The sequence below is a fragment of the Thermosediminibacter oceani DSM 16646 genome (genome assembly GCF_000144645.1).
Taxonomy (GTDB): Bacteria; Bacillota; Thermosediminibacteria; order Thermosediminibacterales; family Thermosediminibacteraceae; genus Thermosediminibacter; species Thermosediminibacter oceani.
Genome location: NC_014377.1, coordinates 2,167,651 through 2,189,620, shown reverse-complemented (window position 1 = coordinate 2,189,620; position 21,970 = coordinate 2,167,651). Strand labels below are relative to the sequence as shown.

Sequence of the window (21,970 nt, the reverse complement as noted above, 5' to 3'; positions counted from 1 at the left end):
ATGAAGGACGTCAAGGCACAGATACAGGATAAGCTGAAGGAACTGACGGTGTCCGCTCTCAAGAAGGCCGTTGACGACGGGGTCATAAACCTCACTAAAATACCGGAATTCAACATAGAGGTGCCTCAGGCTGAAGCCCACGGCGATTTTGCGGCCAATGTGGCGATGACGGCGGCGAGGGAGGCGAAAATGCCGCCCAGAAAGATCGCAGAGATAATAAAGGAGCGAATGGAAATCTCCGGTACCGGCATAGAGAGGATCGAAGTGGCTGGATCGGGATTTATAAATTTTTACCTTTCCCCCACCTGGGCCCACGGTGTAATCCCGGTAATTCTAAGCGAAGGCGACGCTTACGGTCGCCAGGATATCGGGAAGGGCAAAAAGGTGCAGGTGGAGTTCGTCAGCGCCAACCCAACTGGCCCCATGCACATGGGCAACGCCAGGGGAGCCGCGCTGGGGGACGCCCTGGCGTCGGTGCTGGAAATGGCCGGCTACGACGTCACCAGGGAATTTTATATAAACGATGCCGGAAACCAGATTGAAAACTTCGGGCTCTCGCTGGAGGCAAGATACCTGGAGCTTCTGGGCTTAGAAGGTCGAATTCCCGAAGGGGGATACCACGGGGAGGACATAAAAGACCACATGCGGGAACTGATAGAGAAGGAAGGCGACCGCTTCCTCCACGTGGACCCGGCCGAAAGGAGAGCCTATTTTATAGAGTATGCCCTGAAAAAGAACATAGATCGCATGAAACGGGACCTTGAAAACTTCGGCGTCCACTTTGACGTATGGTTTTCCGAAAGGAGCCTTCACGATGAAGGCAAGGTGCAAGAGGTCATCAGGCTCCTTACGGAACGGGGATATACCTACGAAAAGGACGGAGCATTGTGGTTTAAAGCGACGGAATTCGGAGTGCCCAAGGACGAGGTGCTCGTAAGGCAGAACGGAATACCCACGTATTTCGCTTCGGACATAGCTTACCACAAGGATAAATTCGACCGGGGGTTTGAATGGGTCATAGACATCTGGGGAGCCGACCATCACGGTCACGTGGCCAGGATGAAGGGAGCCCTGGCGGCTCTCGGTTACGACCCGGAAAAACTCACCATTATAATAATGCAGCTGGTTCGGCTTTACAGGAACGGCGAAATCGCGCGCATGTCCAAACGCACCGGTCGGGCGGTGACGCTGGCGGACCTGGTGGAAGAAGTAGGGAAGGATGCTGCCCGGTTCTTCTTCAACCTGAGGGGTGCCGATACCCACCTGGATTTCGACCTGGACCTGGCGGTCAAGCAGTCGGAGGAAAACCCGGTATACTACGTCCAGTACGCCCACGCGCGCATTTCTAGCATCTTCAGGCAGGCCGCCGAGCAGGGCGTTGCCGTGCCCGAGGTCCGGGATAGGTCCCCCGAAGACCTTGAGAAGCTCCTTTCCAAGCTGACCGATGAAACCGAGATCCAGCTTATTAAGAAACTCGCTGATTTCCCGGGGGAGATAAGGGTAGCTGCATCCACCCTTTCGCCCTACCGCATAGCCAATTACACGCTGGAACTGGCAGCCGCTTTTCACTCCTTTTACAACGTATGCCGCGTGCTGACCGACGACCCGGACCTGACCGCAGCAAGGCTCATGCTGGTAAAGGCGGTGCAGCAGGTCCTGAGGAACGCCTTCAGGATCCTGGGCATTTCCGCCCCAGATCGGATGTAGGAGAATAAAACACTTCAGCGCCCCTGAGCGGAGGGTAGCATCCGGCACCCGAGAATTCTCCCTGCCGCTCCAGGGCTCGGTGCTGCGCTACGCCGGGCACCGCAGGAATGCGGCATCCTTGCCGCGTCCCGCTCTCCGCGCCTCCTGCGCTCCGGCCCGGCTTCGCTCGCCCCTCGCCGGGAGCGGCAACGGTCGAATTCTAAGGTGGCCTTGATGTTACCCATCCGCCCGGGACTGAAGGTTGGTAGCATAAATTTAGTATGCAGTATTATCCTTATTGCGAACTAATTGGAAGGGAGGGGGAAATTGAGCGAACTTGAAGTCGTAAAAGCCCAGCTGGAGCTCCTGCTTTCCCACGTGGAAGAAGGGGTCCACATAGTGGACCACAGGGGCGTCACCGTATATTACAACAGAGCCGCTTCAAGGATCGAGGGCCTTTCGCCCTCGGAGGTGCTGGGCCGTCATCTGCTCGACATTTTTCCCTCCCTCTCCGAAGAAAACAGCACGATACTTAAGGTGCTGAAGACCGGAGAGCCGATTTACGATCAGGAACAGACCTTCACCAACTACAAAGGAAGAAAGATTACCACCATAAACACAACCCTGCCGGTAAAGGTGAACGGAAAGGTGACGGGCGCTATGGAGATTTCCAGGGATGTGACCTCGGTAAGGGACATGTCCGAGCGGATAACGGACCTTCAGGCTATCCTGTACGGCCGGCAGGAAAATGCGGACATCAAGGAAAACGGCACCTCCGGTTACACCTTTGACGATATAGTTGGCAGGAGCGAGGCCATCGTCGAACTGAAAAAGCTGGCTATAAAGGCGGCAAAGAGTTCCATACCCGTGCTGGTCTGGGGAGAGACCGGCACCGGCAAGGAACTCTTCGTCCAGGCCATACACAACGAGAGCCCCAGGAAAAACAAACCCTTTATCTCCCAGAACTGTGCGGCACTGCCGGGGGCCCTGCTGGAGGGCACCCTGTTCGGGACGATAAAGGGAGGATTCGCCGGAGCAGAAGACCGGCCCGGCCTATTCGAACTGGCCGACGGGGGCACCATATTTCTGGACGAAATAGACACCATGCCCCTGGAGCTTCAGGCGAAGCTGTTAAGGGTGCTGCAGGAAGGGGCCATACGCCGCCTGGGCGACACCAAAGTGCGCTTTGTCGATACCCGGGTTATAACGTCCTGCAGCGAGGACCCGGTGGAAGCCGTTCGGAAGCAAAAACTCAGGGAGGACCTGTTTTACCGGATAAACGTGGTCTCCCTCAGGATCCCGCCGCTGAGGGAGCGCAGGGAGGATATACCCCTTCTGGTGGATCACTTCATAAAAAAGTACTCCCAAAAGGAAGATAGAGAAGTCAGGGTTTCCGACGAAGTAATGAAGATTTTCCTCGATTACCCCTGGCCCGGCAACGTAAGAGAGCTGGAGAACGCCATAGAAGGCGCGCTGGTCCTAATGGAGGGAAACGAAATAAAGCCTGTTCACCTTCCGATCCAGATAAAGGTCCATTTTTCACCCCAAAAGGGGCGTATCGCCTGTTACGAGGACCTGAACCTGAACGACGCCCTGGAGAGGGTGGAGGCGGACCTGATCAAAAAAGCCCTGGAAAAGTCAGAGGGCAACATCTCCAAAGCCGCCCGGATGCTGGGCGTACCGCGACAGACCCTGCAGTACAAACTGCGAAAGCTAAAAGTGGAGGAAGACGGCTTTTCCAGGAATTAGCTTAGCTGGAAATGGTTAAAATAAGATAAGGTTGAGCAGGAATTTGACGATTTTACAAGAATATATAAATAGTGTTAAACCATATGTATGTAAAAAGGTCAAATTGAGTCTCGAAAATACCTGGAGAGGATATAGATCGTGTTTTTCCAAATCAAGGTTTATTTGAAAGCCTTGAAAGAAAGGGAGGTTTTACTGTGAAAATTCGGTGGTTCGGCCATGCGTGCTTCCTTCTTGAATCCCAAACCGGGACCAAGATAGTAACCGACCCCTTCGATGGAAGTGTGGGTTATAAAATACCTAAAGTCGAGGCCGACGTTGTCACCGTAAGCCACGACCATTACGACCACAATTACGTGGAGGCTGTGCAGGGAGATCCGACCATAATAAAGGCCCCGGGAGAATACAGCACCGGAGGTGTGACAATAAAAGGCATCCCCGCCTTTCACGACGAGGTAAAGGGTGCCAAAAGGGGCCCTGTGGTGATATACGTGTACGAGATAGACGGTATCAGGATCTGCCACGTGGGCGACCTGGGCCACCTGCTCACAAAACTGCAGGTGGAGGAAATCGGCAGGGTTGACGTGCTGCTATTGCCGGTCGGAGGTACGTTCACGCTGGACGCCGAGGGCGCCGCTGCAGTAATGGAGCAGCTCTCGCCGAAAATAACCATCCCTATGCACTTCAAGACCCCGGCTGTCAGCATGCCAATAGACCCGGTAGATAAATTCCTGGAAAAGGTCGGCGGAGGAGAATACCTGGAGGCCAACACCCTCGAGCTTACCGCTGAGGACCTGAATGCGGTAGAACGCAGGATTCTTGTCCTCAAGTATGAATAGAATTTTTTGGGATGCCAAAGCAGTGGCGAATACTATCACCGCTGCTTTTTATTTGGGCTGGGAAGGCTATTGACAACTAACTTTGCAAATGCCTAAAATATAATGTATGGCCTTTTTTGTGTACGGAATTTTTTCAAGGAGGACTAATGATGGTGACCAAGTTCATCTTCATAACGGGAGGAGTTGTTTCATCACTAGGTAAAGGTATAACCGCGGCATCGCTGGGACGCCTTCTGAAGAGCCGGGGTATTTCGGTATTCATGCAAAAATTTGATCCATATATAAACGTGGACCCGGGGACCATGAGTCCCTACCAGCACGGAGAGGTGTTCGTGACCGAGGACGGTGCTGAGACGGACCTGGACCTGGGACACTACGAGCGGTTCATAGATGTTAACCTGACGAGAGACAGCAACGTCACCACAGGACAGATCTACTGGTCGGTTATAAACAAGGAACGGAGGGGGGATTACCTGGGGGCCACGGTACAGGTGATCCCGCATATAACCAACGAGATAAAGGAACGGATCACCAGGATAGCCCGCAAATCATCCCCTGACGTGGTCATCACCGAGATCGGCGGCACGGTGGGCGATATCGAAAGCCTCCCGTTTCTGGAGGCAATAAGGCAGCTCAGGACCGATCTCGGCAAGGACAACGTGCTTTACATCCACGTGACGTTGGTGCCGCACCTTTCAAAGGCCGGGGAACTGAAGACCAAGCCCACCCAGCACAGCGTAAAGGAACTCCGGAGTATAGGCATACAGCCCGACATAATCGTCTGCCGCTCCGAAAAACCTTTATCCCGGGAGCTCAAGGAAAAAATCGCCCTCTTCTGCAGCGTGGAACCCGAGGCGGTGGTCCAGAATTATGACGCCGAGAGCATATACGAGGTGCCGCTGATCCTGAAAAAAGAGGGCCTTGACGAAGTGGTGGTAAGGAAACTTGGCTTTGACGGCAGAAAAGCGGACCTTTCCGAGTGGGAAGAGATTGTCCAGAGGATCAAGAATCCTTCCAAGCAGGTCAGCATAGCCCTGATCGGCAAGTACGTGGAACTTCACGATGCGTATCTGAGCGTGGCGGAAGCCCTCTCCCACGGCGGCATAGCCAACGACGCTCGGGTTGACATAAAGTGGGTGCACTCCGAAGACCTGGAAGAAGACGGCATAGACCTGGAAGAAATCTTCTCCGGTGTCGACGGCCTGCTCATCCCCGGCGGCTTCGGCGACAGGGGCATAGAGGGCAAGATCAAGGCCATAAGGTACGCCCGGGAGAAAAAGATACCGCTCTTCGGCATCTGCCTCGGCATGCAGTGTGCGGTGATCGAATTCGCCCGCAGCGTATGCGGCCTCCAAGGCGCCCACAGCACCGAATTCGACCCGAATACGCCTCATCCGGTGATAGACCTGATGCCGGAACAGAAGGACATAGAGAAAAAGGGAGGCACCATGCGCCTGGGACACTATCCCTGCCGCATTACCCCGGGCACCAGGACCATGGAGGCTTACGGGGAAGAGATGATAGAAGAGCGCCACAGACACCGCTACGAGTTCAACAACGAGTACAGGGAGGTACTGGAGAAGGCCGGTATGGTGATCTCGGGGCTTTCACCCGACGGCAGGCTGGTGGAGATAATCGAGCTGAAGGATCACCCCTGGTTCGTTGGAACCCAGTTCCACCCCGAATTCAAATCCAGACCCAATAGACCCCACCCCTTATTCCGGGATTTCATAAAAGCCGCCCTGCAGTATAAGGAAAATAATCTGAAATAAAAAAGCTGGAAGCGCTATGCTCCAGCTTTTTTTATAGACCCTTCCAAAATTCTTCTTCTCTTTTAATTATCGCCGGTTTCAGTTCATTGTAAACCGTGTTAAAAACCCTCGAGAAATCGTTTCTGGCCTCCGTAAACCCGTATTCATTGATCATAAGATCATCTCCTAACGTTCATAATAGCACAGGTGACCACAAAGGGCAAAATATGCATAAATATAGATTGAACAAAATCCCCTGAAAGTTTATAATATACTCAACCGAATATGGAAATATATCTCAGGGAAGCGAGGGGAAGGCATATGCTCAGAAAACTCACAGCCGGGGAACTTTCTTCGACGTGCGACCCGGCGATTTTTAATTTCAGGTCTACCGAAGAAATCGAGCCCCTTTCGGATATAATAGGCCAGGAGCGCGCCATAAGGTCCATGGAATTTGGTCTCAGGATAAACCGCAAGGGGTACAATATATTCGTGACCGGGCCCAAAGGCACCGGCAGGACTACATATACAAAGGCGGCGGTATCAAAGGTCGCCGCGGAAAAGCCCGTGCCCGACGACATCCTCTACGTATACAACTTCGCAAAACCGGAAAAACCCCTGGCCATATTCCTTCCCGCCGGCAGAGGCTCAGAATTCGCAAAGGATATGGAAAGGCTCATAGAAGAAATCCGGCGGGAGATCTCCAGGGTCTTCGACGACGAGAAATTCGAAAACCAGAGGCAGGAACTGGTGGAGAAGTACCAGAAAATGTCGGTGGAGCTCCTGGAGAAACTGGAGCAGTCAGCTAAAGCCGACGGCTTTACCGTACAGCGCACTCCCCAGGGCTTTGTAACCGTTCCGCTCAAGGACGGCAGGCCCATGAACCAGGAGGAATTCGATGCCCTGACCGAGGAGGAGAGAAAACAGCTGGAAGAAAAGAGCCGGGCCCTTCAGAGCAGGATCGATGAGACCCTCCGGAAAGTGAGGGCCCTGGATAGAAAGATAAGGGAAGAGCTATCCGAGCTGGAAAGGAAGACGGCGCTGACGGCTATAGACCCTTATTTCGAAGAAATAACTTCTAAATACGAGGAGTTTGAAAATATAATAGCTTATGTGAAGGCCGTGAAGGAGGACATAATCAAAAACTTGGCGGTGATAAGGGCCGGTGACAGGGAAAAGGGGGAAGGCCAGGAAGCGCCCATGGGGGTAAGCCAGAGCTTGCCCCGGGAGGACTTTTTCATCCGCTATAAGGTAAACCTGTTCGTCGACAACCGGGCCACAAAGGGCGCCCCGGTGGTTTTCGAGACCAACCCCAACTATTACAACCTTTTCGGCAAAATCGAGGGCAGGGCCTTATTCGGCACCGTCGTCACCGACTTTACCATGATAAAAAGCGGTGCCATCCACCGCGCCAGGGGCGGGTACCTGGTGCTCCACGCCGAGGACCTTTTTATGGACCCCTTTGCCTGGGATACGTTAAAGCGCACCCTCAAAACCGGCGAAGCCCGGGTGGAAAACATCGGGGAACAGTACCGCACCGTGCCCACGGTTACCCTGAAACCGGAGCCCATACCCCTGGATGTCAAGGTCATAATAATAGGAAGCCCCTTCATCTACTACATACTCCACGACTACGACGGGGACTTCCGTAAGCTCTTTAAGGTAAAAGTCGATTTCGACGTAGAGATGGAAAGAAATCCGGTCAACATGAAAAATTACGCCTCTTTCATAAGCCATATATGCAGGGATGAAAAGCTGCTGCCTTTCGAGCCTTCCGCTGTGGCAAGGGTAATCGACTACAGCTCCCGCCTGGCCGGGGACAGGAAAAAGCTCTCCACCAGGTTTAACGAAATTGCAGAAATAATCTACGAAGCCGGCGCCTGGGCCGCCATGGAGGGTGCGGAGTCAGTCTCGGCGAAACACGTGGATAAGGCCGTTGAAGAAAAAGTATACCGCTCCAACATGATAGAAGAAAAGCTTTTTTCCATGATCGAGCGGGGCGAGATCATAATAAGCACCGAGGGGCAGGCGGTGGGCCAGGTGAACGGCCTTTCCGTAATAGATATCGGCGACTACGTTTTCGGCCAACCTTCCCGTATCACCGCCCGTACCTTCCTGGGGGATGCAGGGGTAGTAAACATCGAGCGGGAGGCGAAGCTTTCCGGTAAAATCCACGACAAGGCGGTGATGATCCTCTACGGCTACCTGGGCGAGAAATACGCCAGAGAAATGCCCCTTGCCGTCTCCGCCAGCATAACCTTCGAGCAGAACTACGGCGGCGTCGAGGGCGACAGCGCCACCTGCGCCGAGCTTTTGGCCCTGCTTTCCAGCATTTCCGGCATACCGGTGCGCCAGGACCTGGCAGTAACCGGTTCCCTGGACCAGCACGGCAACGTCCAGCCTGTAGGCGGGGTTACCGAGAAGGTGGAGGGCTTTTACCACACCTGCAGGATAAAAGGGCTCACGGGTACCCAGGGTGTGGTGATACCCTCCGGGAACCTGGATAACCTCATACTGAAGCGGGAAGTCATCGACGCCGTGAAGGAAGGCAGGTTCCACATATACGCCGCCGAAACCATCGACGACGTCATAGAGATCATGACGGGAGTAAAGCCCGAGGAATTTCACAGGAAGGTAATGGAATCTTTAAAAGAAATGGCGGATAAGGCTAAAGAATTTTTCGATGGGGAAAATAAGTGATGAAAGAAAAACACGGATGGTGAGACTAATGATACCTCAGGAAAAAATAGACAGAGCGGTTGAAATATTAAAAAAAGAAGCCTCACCTGCTAAAATTATTTTATTTGGCTCATACGCCCGCGGAGATATGAATGAAGACAGCGATATTGATTTTCTTGTAATAAAAGAAAATGTAGAGGACAGAAGAAAAGAAATGGTTAGGCTCAGGAGGCTCTTGAGCCCCCTTAGGATACCTGTTGATATTATAGTAGTATCCTCAAAATATGTGGAAGAGTGGGGAAATGTAAAGGGGAGTGTACTGTATCCGGCCCTTCGGGAGGGGAAAGTACTTCATGAAGCAAAATAAGCGTCTCATAACCATAGCCCTAATAGTCCTTGTCATAGCCTCCGTCATAGCGGCCTTCGCGCTCGGCCCCGGGCGGGAGGAAGGTTCAACCGCTGCGGAGGATAACATGGTGGGAGTCATAAACCTGGAAGGCGTCATAACGGGGGGAAGCGGCGATGCGTTTTTATCGTCGGGCAGCGACCACATAGTCCATCAGCTGCACGAAGCATCTCAGGACCCCTCCATAAAAGCCCTCGTAATAAGGATAAACAGCCCCGGCGGCTCGGCGGCGGCTTCCCAGGAGATCTACCAAGAGGTGCTTAAGGTGAAGGAAGCCGGTAAGAAGGTAGTTGTATCCATGGGCGACGTGGCCGCCTCCGGTGGCTACTGGGTGGCCAGCGCTGCCGATAAGATAGTGGCCAACCCCGCCACCATCACCGGGAGCATCGGGGTTATAATGGAATTTCAAAACGTGGAGGGACTTTTTGAAAAGCTCGGCCTCAAGGTCAACGTAATAAAGAGCGCCGAGCACAAGGATATTGGTTCCCCCACCCGCCCCATGACCGAGGAGGAGCGGGCCATATTCCAGGGGATGGTGGACGACATCTACAACCAGTTCATAGACGTTGTGGCGAAAGGCCGGAAAATGGACCGGGAAAAGGTAAAAGAACTCGCTGACGGCAGGATCTTCACCGGCAGGCAGGCGAAGGAGCTGGGGCTCGTGGATGAACTCGGCAACTTTTACGATGCACTAAAAATCGCCGCCGAACTTGCCGGCATCGAGGGCGAGCCCGAGATAAAAGAATACGGCAGAAAAACTCCCCTGGAAATTTTGATGACCGGGGCACCGGGCCTTCTGCAAAGCCGGAATATAATACTTCCCTGGGGGATCGATCCGGCAGGCCTTCTCCGGGCTCCTGAGATGAAATAAACGGGCGGAGGTGTGACACTTGGAAGAAGAAAAGAACGCCGTTGAAAAAATGGGTGTGAGTGACGAGGAGAAAAGAGAACTTACTGAAAAGGGTTTTTTTAGGGACTTCATTGATAACATCGCCGGCGTGCTTTTTTCGCCGGCCCAGGCCCTCCGGAAGGTATCCTTCGAGCGGAAAATCGCCCAGGGCTTTATAGTGCTCATCCTCTCGTATCTTCTGCCGTCACTGGCGGCCGTCCCGGGCAGTGCGGACGTCCTGGGAAAGATAGCCGTTCCGGCGTACGGCGGCATGACGGTGGAAAATATTTTCCCCGGGCTTCAGAATATGGTACCATCCCTGGTAACCATGAGCGTAATCTTCGGAGTGCTGATATGTCCTCTGATGCATTTCATTTTCACAGCCGTGATGGAACTTACCGCGCAGTTTCTAGGCTCGGGGGTAACGGCCCTGTCCGAAGGTGAAACCGCCTCAATATTCCCACTGAAGACGGGTCCAGCCCTGTTCGCTGCTCTAGCCTTTGCGACACTGCCGCGGGTGTTCATGGCCCCCGTCAATTTACTGGTGAGGCTGACGGAATTCAACCTGAGTCCCATTTTCGGCTTTATATTCTGGATCTGGGTTATGATCCTCCAGATAATTGCCGTGAGGGAAACCCACGGCCTCACTACCGGCCGCGCGGCTCTAGCCTACTTCGCCCCCGTTCTGGCGGTGGCGGCGCTGGTCATAATGATGGTAGTATTCACACTTTTAATTTTCGTCCCGGTGATGCGGAATTTTTGGTAAAATTTTATGTGTACAGGGAGGAATTTACCGGGATATATAGAATATATATTATTACCTCTAAATGTCTATTTTACCAAATCAATGCAAGACTAAGGAAAACCGTGAATGTTACCGGAGTGTTACATTTATATTACAATTTTGGAATAATATTGACGCTCCAACAGGCTGATGCTATAATAGCAATAGAATTTTGAACGTTGACAATTAAATAATGAGCCTGAGCTCATACTCAAATCCGATGATCGGAAAGTGACCAGGCTCATTATTTGAATAAAGTTTTTGAAGTTTTTATATTAATATGGCAATTACGCGCAATATCACCTTACAGGGTGGTGTTGCGTATGATAATCTTTAGGATATAACTTTTTCATATATTTGAGAGGGGGGATATAAAGAAGTTATTAAGCTTTGTCAATATAAATAAATTATAAAAAACAATAAGGAGGATTTGGGTATGAAGCGATTCAAAAAGCTCTTAGTGACCCTGCTTGTTCTCACATTTGTGCTCAGCACAGTGAGCGTAGGGTTCGCAGCAACAACCGAAACGTCGCCTTCGGTTGTAAGGGCCAAAGCGCTCGGCATACTGAAGGGTGACGAGAAGGGCAACCTGAACCTTGATAAACCCATTACCCGCGCAGAAGCAATCACATTAATTATCAGAATTAGCGGGCTTGAGAGCTCTGCCAACCTCATGAAGGGGCAGACAAAGTTTAAAGATGTGCCTGCAACTCACTGGGCAACTGGCTACATAAACCTGGGAGTTGGGCAGGGCATCCTCAAAGGTTATCCCGATGGCACCTTCAAGCCCAATAATAACGTAACATATGCCGAGATGAAATATTCTTTGTTAATGTCCAAACAGAAGATAAAGATAAGTTAATGGATACAGTGGTAATTGATGACTCAGATTTTACTGACGAAGATGACATAAAGTTGTATTTGTATAATCAAGATGATGAATACGATGTAGCTGATGACGCAACCATTTATGTAAACTTTGAATCCGTAGATGCAGCAGATTTGGATGACTACGATACATTATATGGGCGGATAGTTCTTGAAAAAGGCGAAATAGTATTTGCTAACCTCTTTGATTTCGAGGGTACTGGATTTGTTACAAAGGTTGAAGATGATGTAATTGAGTACGTAGATCTTGCTGGAGCTACCGATGAAGACCTTGAGCTTGATGACTACGACGAAATTTTCGTATACAATAAAGACTTTACTGCCGCTAAACTAGAAGATATAGCTGAAGACTCACTGGTTTACTTCTGGGTAAACGATGATGATGATCTGTACGTAGTAGTTGCCGGCGAGAAAGTCACCGGTGAAGTCGAGAAACTCAAGGCCGATAGGCTTACCGTGGATGGAGAAACCTACGTAAAAGCTGAGAACGCAGTTGTAACTCTGGATGATGGTGAAAGCTATGATGTATGGGCTGGATTAGACAATGTTGCCGATCTTACTGATGAAAAGGCAACAGTGATACTTGACTATAACGGAGAAATAGCTGCCGTATTAGCTAACGTTCAGACCACCAGCGATACAATCTATGGTATAGTAACTTACGCGAAACTGGATAAGACCGGTGTGGTTTCCGTCTTCACCAAAGATGGTGAGGTTGTGGACTATACCGCTGAAGACAGGACAGACGTATCTCCGCTTGCAGCAATTGATGATGGCTATTTTGGAACAATCGAAGATGACAATTTAGAATATGCTGTAATCGGATTCAAGCTCAACAGCGATGGTGAAATTGCCGAGGATTCAATCGATCCAATAGTTACCGTAACTGGAGAAGATGATGCTGACGCAATATCCCTGACTAAGGAAGCTGATAAAGAGTACGCCACAGCTGGAAGCGACAGGTACTATGTAAGCGAAGACACAGTAATAATGAAGGCTCTTGATGAGGGAGAATTGGATCCCAGTGTCATTTCTTATGAAGATTTCGTAGATATGGCCTTTACCGGAGCTAAAGCTGTTGTGATCGGTGAAGCTGGCAAAGATGCCGATATGATAGTATTCATCGAGGATGATTTTGAGGGAACTAAGGACGATGTCTACTTTGGCGTCGTAACCGATTCGCCGTGGAAAGTTGGAAGCAACTATGTTGCCAAGATTAATGTAGCGACAGAAGGCGAAAAAGAATTCACAGTTGCAGACAGAGTATACTTTGGCAAAGGCACATTAGTAGCTTTCGAACTCAACAGCAAGAACAAAGCAGAATGGATCGTTTATGACGATATCAACGACGATCCTGCTGATGTAACAGACGATGGCGATCCAGACACACCAGACGATGCTTATATTATAGTAGATACTGTAGATGAAGTAGATGGCTCCTTCATAGTAACAGAAAACAGGGGTACCTTCAAAGTTGCAAGTGACGCTGTAATTTACAATATCGAGAAAGACGGTGACGATTGGGTACTCGGTGATAAGATAAGACTATCTAAGATTGACAGTGGCGACGAAGTACATCTGTTGCTGGATGAGGATGGTATAGTAAGGGCTATCGTCGTATACTATGCTGAAGATTTGCAGTAAGTTCAGCAATTAATCGACAGAACAGCTGGTAGGATAAATTCCTGCCAGCTGTTTTTTATGTGCGCCCGGTATGAGCGTAAACTCGGTGGTGAAAGTCCACTGTAGGCGAGGCAACACTACTCCGCTAGCCAAAGGCAAGGGTGTCCATCGCGAGGTCGGGGACCCACCGTAGGTGGGTGCCGAAGGAAGCCGGCGGCAAAGCCACGGCCTGATGAACAAGAACCCCATAAGAGGCTGGACCGCTCGGATGAGCTGGCATAACACAGCGAAATCCTAGGCTGCCGAGGGGCGGTAGAGTATATGGGGCAGGCGCGGGGCGGAGGAAGGGCACGAATGTTTTTACGAAAGGCTTGAGGAAGTTGCTGAAGTTGCAAAGCCAAGTATTGGAGCTGATATTATTGTATATACTCCGAAAGAATTTGATGAAATAAAAGAAAGCTTATTTTTCATTGAAGAAATTTCGAAAGAAGGAAAGGTTATTTATAAAAGAAGCGAATCGGTGGCTTGAGTTTTCGCTGGAATTATTTCCACAAAATTTTAACTTTAAACTGAAGGAGAAAGGGAATGGGCAAAATATTACGCCCGGCGGTTTAACCGCCGGGCGTTGCTATTACTCATACCGCAAAGCCTCTACGGGGTTGAGGCTGGCAGCTCTGCTGGCGGGGTAAAGGCCGAAGAAGACACCGACCAGCAGCGAGAAGCTGAAGGCGAGAATCACGAAGGGGGGCGCCAATTTTACGCTTATGCCCAGGGCGCTCTTCAGGGCGTAGGCGGCGGCGAAACCCGAAAGCACGCCGATTGCTCCGCCGGAGCCGCTGAGGATGATGGATTCAATGAGGAACTGGAGGAGTATATCCTGCTTCGTGGCTCCCAGGGCCTTGCGAATGCCGATTTCTTTCGTCCTTTCAGTTATCGACACCAGCATTATGTTCATTATGCCGATGCCGCCGACGAGGAGGGATATAGCGGCGATCCCTCCCAGCATGGTCGACATGGCGCCGGTGGTCTGTTTAACCGTTTCAAGCACCTGGGTCTGGTCGAATATCCGGAAGCTGTCTTCATCACCTTTGAATTTTTTGAGGAGCTCCGAAGTCAGGTAGTCGATCGCCGGCTGTACGACTTCCGGGGAGCCGGCCTGCATGTAAATCTGGTTTATGCCGCTTCTGCCGGTGAGGGTACGGGCCACGGTGATGGGTATCAGTATTATTTCATCTTCGGAGCCTCCCATTGTGTTGCCCTTGGGTGCGAGGACCCCGATTACCTCGAAGATCCTGTTTTTCACCCGTATTTCCTGGCCCAGGGGGTTGTTGCTCCCGAAGAGTTCTTCAGCCGCGGTGGAACCGATAACCGCTACGCTTCGTCTGAGCCTGACGTCATCGACGGTAAAAAATCTTCCCCGGGCTATGTTCAGGTTTCTAATAGCTGCGTAGGCTTCGTTGGTGCCGGTGATGTTTACATCCATGCTCTCGCCTTTGTAAATTGCCCTGAGCCTGGCGGTGGAAACCGGAGCTGCGTAATCTATGAACGGGTTTTTGGTCGAGAGCTCCTGGAATTCTTCGTAGGTCAGAGAATTCGTGGGCCCGCGGCCCGTAATGTTCACCGCGATTAGGTTGGCGCCTAGGCTTTTAATGCTCTCTTCTATTTGAGATGCGGTGCCCTGAGTTATTGCCACCAGGGTAATTACCGATGCGACGCCTATGATTACGCCGAGCATGGTGAGGAAGGAACGCATTTTTTTGCGGGTGATGCTCCTTAGGGCCATCTTTATATAAGCGGAAAAAGGCATTTTAATCCTTCACCCTTTCGTCGCGGACTATTTTTCCGTCCCTTATTTCGATTTTTCTCTTGGCCCTGGCGGCGATTTCCCTGTCGTGGGTTATGAGTATTACGGTTTTTCCGGACACGTTCAGCGATTCAAGGATGTTCATTACTTCGGCGCCGGATCTGGAGTCCAGGTTGCCCGTAGGTTCATCGGCCAGGATGAGAGGCGGGTCCGCGGCCAGAGCCCGGGCGATGGCCACCCTCTGCTGCTGGCCGCCGGACATTTCAGCAGGCCTGTGGCGGGTACGGTCCGACAGGCCGACGAGGTCAAGAAGTTCGGCGGCTCTCTTTTGCCTCTCGGTGGGCTTTACGCCGGCGTATATGAGGGGCAGCTCGACGTTTTCCAGGGCGTCCAGGTCCGGGATGAGGTTGAAGCTCTGGAATACAAAGCCTATTTTCCTGTTCCTTATCTTCGCCAGTTCCCGATCCTTCAATTCGCTGACGGGTTTGCCCTCGAAGATGTAGCTGCCCGAGGTGGGGGTATCGATGAGGCCCAGGATGTTCATCAGCGTCGTCTTTCCGGACCCGGAAGGTCCCAGGATAGCTACGAATTCGCCTTCGTCCACTTTGAGGTTTATGTCGTCGAGGACGGGCACCTGGTTCTTTCCCTTTCCGTAAACCTTGGATACGCCTATCAACTCGATCACCGTTGCCATCCTCCCTTTACCGCCCAGGTCCGGTCGGCCCCATGAACATTCCCGGTGGCCGCATCCGGTAGCGCTCGGTTGTCCCTGCCGCCCTGCCGGTGCCGGAAGTCAGCAGGACTAGATCGCCCTCGTTCAGGCCCTCCAGAATTTCGATGTATTCGCTGTTGGAGATCCCCGTCTTTACTTCTTTGAGATTCTGGCGGCTGTTGCCGTTCTGCCGGGTGGAGGGATTCTTTTCTGCCAGGACGACGTAACTTTTTCCGTTCATCTGCCTCACGGCCGATACCGGCACCATCAGCGCATTCTCTTTGGTCTCCATGACTATCTCCACGTTTACAGTCATGCCGGCTCTGAGTTCTTCAATGGGTTTCGTCACGACGGTGACGTCGAAGGTGGAGACGTCGTTTTGCACGGTGCCGATTTCTGCTACGTGTTCGACGGTCCCCTCCCAGGTCTTGTCGGGCAGCGCGTCGGAAGTGATCTTTGCCGGCATTCCCGGCTTTATCTTGATTGCGTCCAGTTCGTCGACGGACACCACGACCTTCATCTTAGAGTAATCCGCCACTATTATCAGCGGGTCGCGGCTTTCCTGGCTGCCCGATTGGACCAGTTCCTCGCCTTCGCTGGCGTTCACTTCGACGATGGTGCCGTCGAAGGGAGCGGTGTATGTCAGCTGCTCTTTTTGCCGGAGCCTCAACTGGTAGTCCAGCTGCGCCTGCTCCAGGGACTGGCGGGCGTTTTCCACATTCCGGTCGACTTCCTCGGAGCTTATGGAGAGTATTCTCCCGCCTTCATCGACGACCGCATTTTCTTTTACGTAAATTTCCTTCACCGTCCCGGAAGCCTCGGCCTTGACGTCGACAAGCTCCGGCGGCTCCAGGGGGACACTTTCAAGGCTCTGCTCGGTTCCGTTTTGCGTAAATATGCTGACGTCAACCGGGGTTTCTTCGCCTTCAATGTAGTAATCACCGCTAATTTCTACGGTGGCGTAATAAAATACGGCACCGCTCGGCTGTACGGCGCCTCTTTCCTCTACCTCCTTTACGACTCCTTCGGTAGTGAAGAGGGAATCCAGAAACAGTACCTGCGCCTTCTGGCCCGGTTTTATGTACTTAATCTGGTGGCCGTTAAAGGGGGCCCGGACCAGGGTTTTGCCGGGGTTTAGTTGGAGCCTTGCCACCACGGCCCCCTTTGTTACGGATTCGCCTTTCCTTACGGTAATCTCTTTCACCAGGCCTTTATCGGGTGACCTGACCTCGGTATTTTCCAGGGCAGAAAGCGCTTCATCCAGTGCTGTTTTCTGCTGGGACACGTTTATTTTTGCCTTTTGCAGCGAGATGTCCGTTTCCTCGTTGCTCAATACGAGCAGCGGGTCGCCTTTTTTTACTCGGTCGCCAGCCTTTACGTAAATTTTCTCTACTTTGCCGCCGCTCCTCGGCAGCAGTTCGTGAAGTTCGTAAGGCTGTATCGCCCCGCTCGCCTTGACGCTCACGGTGAGGTTACCTCTCTGCACGCGGGCGGTCATGGCAGGGGTGGTGGATGCCGCTTTCTCGCGGCTACCTGAGAAGAAAAAATAGCATACTGCGGCGACGGCGACGATTATTATCAACGCCAAAAGTTTTTTATACTTCACACAGAGCACCTCCGCGCGGTATTTAATTTTTTATAGATATTATACCGGTAAATGTTTATAAAAATATGTAAGATTTGTGATAACAATCTTAAGAATATTGAGTCTATCCGGCGTTTTCTGTAGAGTTGTTGATATATTGGACACAGATTATGGTAATATTATCCTATATAGACCGACCGGTCGGTCAAGTTATGGGAGGGTGTTCAGATGCTTAGGAAAGGGTTCGCGGCATTGATATTTTTTCTTATTCCCGTAATGGTCGTAGCGGGCTGCGGAAGGAAGCCGCCGGAGGCCGCCGATACACAGGAGTCCGTTCCCGTAAAGGTGGACCGGGTAACTGCGCGGGATTTGGCAGAATACCGTATCTTTCCCGGGACGGTAGAGGCTGCAGGCCAGGTGACCGTTACCGCCAAGATGTCGGGCAGGGTGGAAGCGGTTCTGGTGAAGGCCGGCGAAAAAGTAAAGGCCGGCCAGGTGCTGGTAAGGCTCGAACAGCAGGACGTAAAATCCCAGGTTGACCAGGCCAAGGCGGGGTACGAAGCAGCCCTTGCCAACTACAATAAAATAAACAGCCAGCTGGAACAGGAGGTCCAAAGGCTGGAGTCGGCGTTGAAACAGGCCGAGGAAAACTACAAAAACACCGCTCAGAATTATGAGAGGATGAGCGGACTCTATCAGGACGGGGCCATTTCCAAGCGTGAATTCGAAGGGATAGAACTGCAGTACAAAATAGCGAAGGAGCAGTACGAGTCTGCCAGGGTGCAGCTTGAGATGACAAAAGAAAAGGCGGTGCCGGGGACAGTGGCGGCGGCAAAAGCCCAGGTGGAGCAGGCTAAGGCTGCGCTTTCCGCCGCACAGAGTGCTCTGGAAAGTACGCTGATAACAGCGCCCATCGACGGCGTAGTAGGAGCCGTAGACGTGAAGGTGGGGCAGCTCATTACTCCCGGCATACCAGTGGCCACCTTGGGTAACACCGGCAGCATGGTCGTTAAGATAAACGTGAGCGAAGATGTTATAAATTCTGTAAAAACCGGACAGAAGGTCGAAGTTGCCATCGAAGCCGCCGGGGTGAACCTGGAAGGCACGGTGACAAGCGTGAGCCCTTACAAGGATGCGAGGACCGGTACCTACCCCGTTGAGGTGAATATATCCGGTGCCGGCGAGACCGTAAAACCCGGCATGTTCGCCAGGGTGAAGCTGGCCGTCGCCACATATCCCAAAGTATTAGCCGTTCCCGAGGAATGCGTGCTCACGAAAGGCGAGGATAAAATTATCTACCTGGTGGAAGGCGGGAAGGCAAAAGCGGTGAAGGTCGTAACCGGGCCTACGGTTGACGGGTTTACGGTGATCAGGGAAGGATTGGAGGAAGGCCTTGAGATTGTGGTAGAGGGCCAGGAATATCTGGACGACGGGGCCCCGGTGGAAGTGGTCGGTAAGGAGGAAGGAAAATGAGCCTTGCCAAGTTTTCCATAAAGCACCCCGTTACCATGACGATGATAGTTGTCATCGTGCTGGTGCTGGGTGCGGTATCCCTCGACAGGCTGGGCACGGACCTTTTGCCGGATATAAGCTTTCCGACGCTGATGGTCATTACCGAATATAGCGGCGCAGGGCCCGAGGAAGTGGAAAATCTGGTCACAAAGCCCCTGGAACAGGTGCTGACTACCGTCAGCAACGTAAAAAGTATAAGGTCCACGTCCCTCGAAGGCGTTTCCAATATAACGGTGGAGTTTAACTGGGGCACCGACATGGATTTTGCGGTGCTGGATGTCAGGGAAAAGATAGACCTGATTAAAGATGCGCTCCCTTCCGACGTCCGTTCCCCGCAAATATATAAATACGATGCCTCGCAGATTCCCGTTATGGAGATTGCAGTCTATGGCGGTGAAGACCTTTCCCAGCTGAAAAAAATAGCCGAGGATAAAATAAAAAACAGGCTCCTGCAGATTGAAGGCGTGGGCATGGTCCAGGTTTTCGGGGGAACGAAAAGGGAAATACATATAATCGTTGACCCCGATAAACTGGTCCGGTACGGCATAACGATGGATACGGTAATAAGGACGCTGCAGGCGGAAAACCTGAACCTCCCGGGAGGTGCTGTTTCTTACGGTAAAAGGGAGTACCTGATAAGGAGCATCTCGGAATTCAAGGATATATCCGAAATCAAGGAACTACCTCTTGCGGTAAGCGGTGGAGGCAGCATCCCTCTTTCCAGCGTGGCGAAAATAGAGGAGGTCGAGGAGACCGATGTGCTGTCCAGGCTGAATAAAAAACCCAGCGTCGTATTGCTGCTTTACAAACAGAGTGGTTTTAATACCGTCCAGGTATCGGAGAGGGTTTTAAAGGAACTCGAAGAACTCCGGAAGGAGCTGCCTGCCGACGCCGGATACGACGTGGTCTTCGACCAGGCGGATTTTATAAACAAGTCGTTAGGGGAGGTTGTTGAAAACGCCGTCAGCGGCGCCCTCCTCGCCGTTGCCGTCCTGTACCTATTTTTGAGAGACCTGCGGACCACCCTTATTATAGGCATTTCAATACCCATTTCCATAATAACTACCTTTATCCTGGTATACTTCAACAAAATCACCCTGAACCTGATGTCACTGGGTGGGCTGGCCCTGGGCGTTGGAATGCTGGTGGATAACTCTATAGTGGTGCTGGATAATATATTCAGGCACCGCGAGGAAGGGGAAGACCGGGTGACTGCGGCGATTTCCGGCACCGACGAAGTCACCAGGGCGGTTATGGCGACGACGCTGACCACCGTTGTCGTGTTTTTGCCGATAGTGTTCGTTGAGGGGATTACGGCGCAGCTCTTCAAAGAACTCGCCCTCACGGTGACGTATTCGCTGCTCGCGTCCCTCGCCGTTTCACTGACGCTGATACCCCTGCTCTCATCCAGGCTTATAGGAGGCGAAAAGAAAGAGCAAATAGTGAGCGGGCCGGCGGGACTGGGGCGGAAATTCGATGCGGCATACAAAAGAGTTCTGGCTTTTTACGGGAATTTACTTAAATGGGCCCTTAATCACAGAAAAACGGTGATAGGAGTTGCCGCAGCGGCTTTTGTGGTGAGTCTCGCCTTGATACCGCTGGTCGGCAGCGAATTCCTGCCCAAATTTGATACGGGTATGATAACGATGACCGTCCAAATGCCCGACGGCACGAGGATCGAGGAGATGGAGCGCGCCGTCGACGAAATCAATTCGAAGCTGGATGCAATACCCGAAATCGAAAGCGTACTCAATATTATCGGGTTTTCGAACCAGGGCCAGGAAAACGATAACGAGGCCACCATTATGGTAAGATTGAAACCCCTGGCGGAGAGAAAGAGGACCAGTGACGAAGTGGCCGAGGAAATAAGGCAAAGGACCCGAAAGATGCCCGGTGTGAAGGTCAACGTGTCTTCGATGGGCGGGATGATGTTCCTGGGGGCGGCCTCAGAACCTATTTCCATAAAAATAAGGGGCGACGATTTGGAAAAGCTGAAAAGTATTTCCGAAGAAGTGGTAAACATCGTAAAATCGGTGCCCGGCACCCGGGAAGTTGAAAGCAGCCTCGCCAGGCAGCGCCCGGAGATTAATATAAAGATCGATAAAGATAAAGCGTCACTCTACGGGCTGAATTCCGCCTACGTGGCCAACTACGTGAAGACGGCGGTGCAGGGGAGTACCGCCACAAGGTTCAGGATGAGCGGCGATGAAATAGATGTAAAGGTTAAAGCTGAAAGCAGCCTGGTCGACGATATAGGTAAGTTAAAGAGCCTCACCATTCCAAGCCCAACAGGAGTAATGGTCCCCCTTTCCGGTATAGCCGAGGTGACAAAAGCACAAGGCCCCATTTCCATCGAGCGAGAAGACCAGACGAGGGTAATCAAGGTTACCGGCAGCGTCCTGGGCAGGTTTTCGGGCGAGGTGAACAGGGAAATACAGGAGAAGCTGAAGTCCCTCAGACTGCCGGAGGGTTACAGCATAGAAATGGGCGGGGAACAGGAACAGATGATGGAGTCTTTCAGGAGCCTTTTTCTCGCGTTTCTGCTGGCATCCCTCCTGGTATATATGGTCATGGCCGCGGAGTTTGAGTCCCTTGTGCAGCCTTTCGTAATAATGTTTACCGTGCCTCTTTCTGTGATCGGAGTGGTGTTATCGCTGCTTTTGACCGGCAGGAGCCTGAATATAGCCTCCATAATAGGCATAATAATGCTGGTCGGAATAGTGGTTGATAACGCCATAGTGCTGATTGACTTTGTAAATCAGCTGCGGCAGAAGGGACTTTCCAGGGAAGAAGCTATATTGAAAGCGGGACCGATCAGACTCAGGCCCATACTGATGACGACGCTAACGACCATACTGGGGCTTTTCCCGCTGGCTTTGGGCTTCGGGGAAGGTGGCGAAATGCGCGCCTCTCTGGCTACTGCCGTCATAGGCGGGCTTTTGGTATCAACTATGCTTACCCTGGTGGTGATTCCGGTGATATACACCGTATTTGAGGATTTTGAGAAAATCATCGGCAGGATAAAGTTGCGGATGAACGGCATCCGCATATTTGGGAGGTAATAGA

The 21,970-nt window shown here is 51.9% G+C and carries 16 protein-coding genes; 12 read left to right on the top strand and 4 right to left on the bottom strand.

The features are described 5' to 3' along the window. From argS to TOCE_RS11010, 4 genes are all read left to right on the top strand, one after another. Positions 1–1,707, top strand: coding sequence for an arginine--tRNA ligase (gene argS, locus TOCE_RS11025; RefSeq protein ID WP_013276904.1), 1,707 nt, complete (start codon positions 1–3; stop codon positions 1,705–1,707). 306 nt (positions 1,708–2,013) lie between these two features. Next, a complete protein-coding gene (locus TOCE_RS11020) occupies positions 2,014–3,435 on the top strand; it encodes a sigma-54 interaction domain-containing protein (RefSeq protein WP_013276903.1) in 1,422 nt (473 codons plus the stop codon). Between the two features lie 194 nt (positions 3,436–3,629). Further along, positions 3,630–4,271, top strand: a complete 642-nt coding sequence (locus TOCE_RS11015) for an MBL fold metallo-hydrolase (protein ID WP_013276902.1) — start codon at positions 3,630–3,632, stop codon at positions 4,269–4,271. 149 nt (positions 4,272–4,420) lie between these two features. Beyond that, complete coding sequence (locus tag TOCE_RS11010) at positions 4,421–6,043, top strand: CTP synthase (RefSeq protein WP_013276901.1); 1,623 nt, start codon at positions 4,421–4,423, stop codon at positions 6,041–6,043. Between the two features lie 31 nt (positions 6,044–6,074). Here the strand turns inward: TOCE_RS11010 and TOCE_RS12805 are convergent, their stop codons facing one another. Further along, positions 6,075–6,197 carry a hypothetical protein gene (locus TOCE_RS12805; RefSeq protein WP_013276900.1) on the bottom strand — a complete coding sequence of 41 codons (123 nt, stop codon included), beginning with the start codon at positions 6,195–6,197 and terminating at the stop codon, positions 6,075–6,077. Positions 6,198–6,343: 146 nt separating this feature from the next. Here TOCE_RS12805 and TOCE_RS11005 point away from each other — a divergent pair, with 146 nt between their 5' ends. The 6 genes from TOCE_RS11005 (at position 6,344) to TOCE_RS10975 (ending at position 13,312) form a co-directional block, all read left to right on the top strand. Next, complete coding sequence (locus TOCE_RS11005; protein ID WP_013276899.1) at positions 6,344–8,722, top strand: Lon protease family protein; 2,379 nt, start codon at positions 6,344–6,346, stop codon at positions 8,720–8,722. A 28-nt stretch (positions 8,723–8,750) separates the two neighbouring features. After that, the gene (locus tag TOCE_RS11000; RefSeq protein ID WP_013276898.1) at positions 8,751–9,068 is read left to right on the top strand and encodes a nucleotidyltransferase domain-containing protein; all 318 of its coding nucleotides are present in this window, start codon (positions 8,751–8,753) and stop codon (positions 9,066–9,068) included. After that, a complete protein-coding gene (gene sppA, locus TOCE_RS10995; RefSeq protein WP_013276897.1) occupies positions 9,055–9,978 on the top strand; it encodes a signal peptide peptidase SppA in 924 nt (307 codons plus the stop codon). The genes TOCE_RS11000 and sppA overlap by 14 nt, the downstream gene beginning before the upstream one ends. Positions 9,979–9,997: 19 nt before the next feature. After that, positions 9,998–10,762: a YIP1 family protein gene (locus TOCE_RS10990; RefSeq protein ID WP_013276896.1), complete on the top strand. Its 765-nt coding sequence runs from the start codon at positions 9,998–10,000 to the stop codon at positions 10,760–10,762. 454 nt (positions 10,763–11,216) lie between these two features. Then, positions 11,217–11,642 (top strand): S-layer homology domain-containing protein, encoded by a 426-nt coding sequence (locus TOCE_RS10980; RefSeq protein WP_013276895.1) that lies wholly within the window; start codon positions 11,217–11,219, stop codon positions 11,640–11,642. Then, positions 11,642–13,312, top strand: coding sequence for a hypothetical protein (locus TOCE_RS10975; RefSeq protein WP_013276894.1), 1,671 nt, complete (start codon positions 11,642–11,644; stop codon positions 13,310–13,312). Before TOCE_RS10980 ends, TOCE_RS10975 begins: the two co-directional genes overlap by 1 nt. Positions 13,313–13,922: 610 nt before the next feature. Here TOCE_RS10975 and TOCE_RS10970 read toward each other — a convergent pair. From TOCE_RS10970 to TOCE_RS10960, 3 genes are read right to left on the bottom strand one after another with little or no spacing between them, the layout of a single operon-like run. Continuing rightward, entirely contained in the window at positions 13,923–15,098 is a 1,176-nt protein-coding gene (locus TOCE_RS10970) for an ABC transporter permease (RefSeq protein WP_013276893.1), read from the bottom strand. A 1-nt stretch (position 15,099) separates the two neighbouring features. Further along, positions 15,100–15,780: an ABC transporter ATP-binding protein gene (locus TOCE_RS10965; protein ID WP_013276892.1), complete on the bottom strand. Its 681-nt coding sequence runs from the start codon at positions 15,778–15,780 to the stop codon at positions 15,100–15,102. A 16-nt stretch (positions 15,781–15,796) separates the two neighbouring features. Then, positions 15,797–17,413, bottom strand: a complete 1,617-nt coding sequence (locus tag TOCE_RS10960) for an efflux RND transporter periplasmic adaptor subunit (RefSeq protein ID WP_013276891.1) — start codon at positions 17,411–17,413, stop codon at positions 15,797–15,799. A gap of 207 nt (positions 17,414–17,620) precedes the next feature. Here TOCE_RS10960 and TOCE_RS10955 point away from each other — a divergent pair, with 207 nt between their 5' ends. Together TOCE_RS10955 and TOCE_RS10950 are read left to right on the top strand one after the other, a co-directional pair. Continuing rightward, positions 17,621–18,865: an efflux RND transporter periplasmic adaptor subunit gene (locus TOCE_RS10955; RefSeq protein WP_013276890.1), complete on the top strand. Its 1,245-nt coding sequence runs from the start codon at positions 17,621–17,623 to the stop codon at positions 18,863–18,865. Beyond that, entirely contained in the window at positions 18,862–21,966 is a 3,105-nt protein-coding gene (locus tag TOCE_RS10950; protein ID WP_013276889.1) for an efflux RND transporter permease subunit, read from the top strand. Before TOCE_RS10955 ends, TOCE_RS10950 begins: the two co-directional genes overlap by 4 nt. Positions 21,967–21,970: the final 4 nt, after the last annotated feature.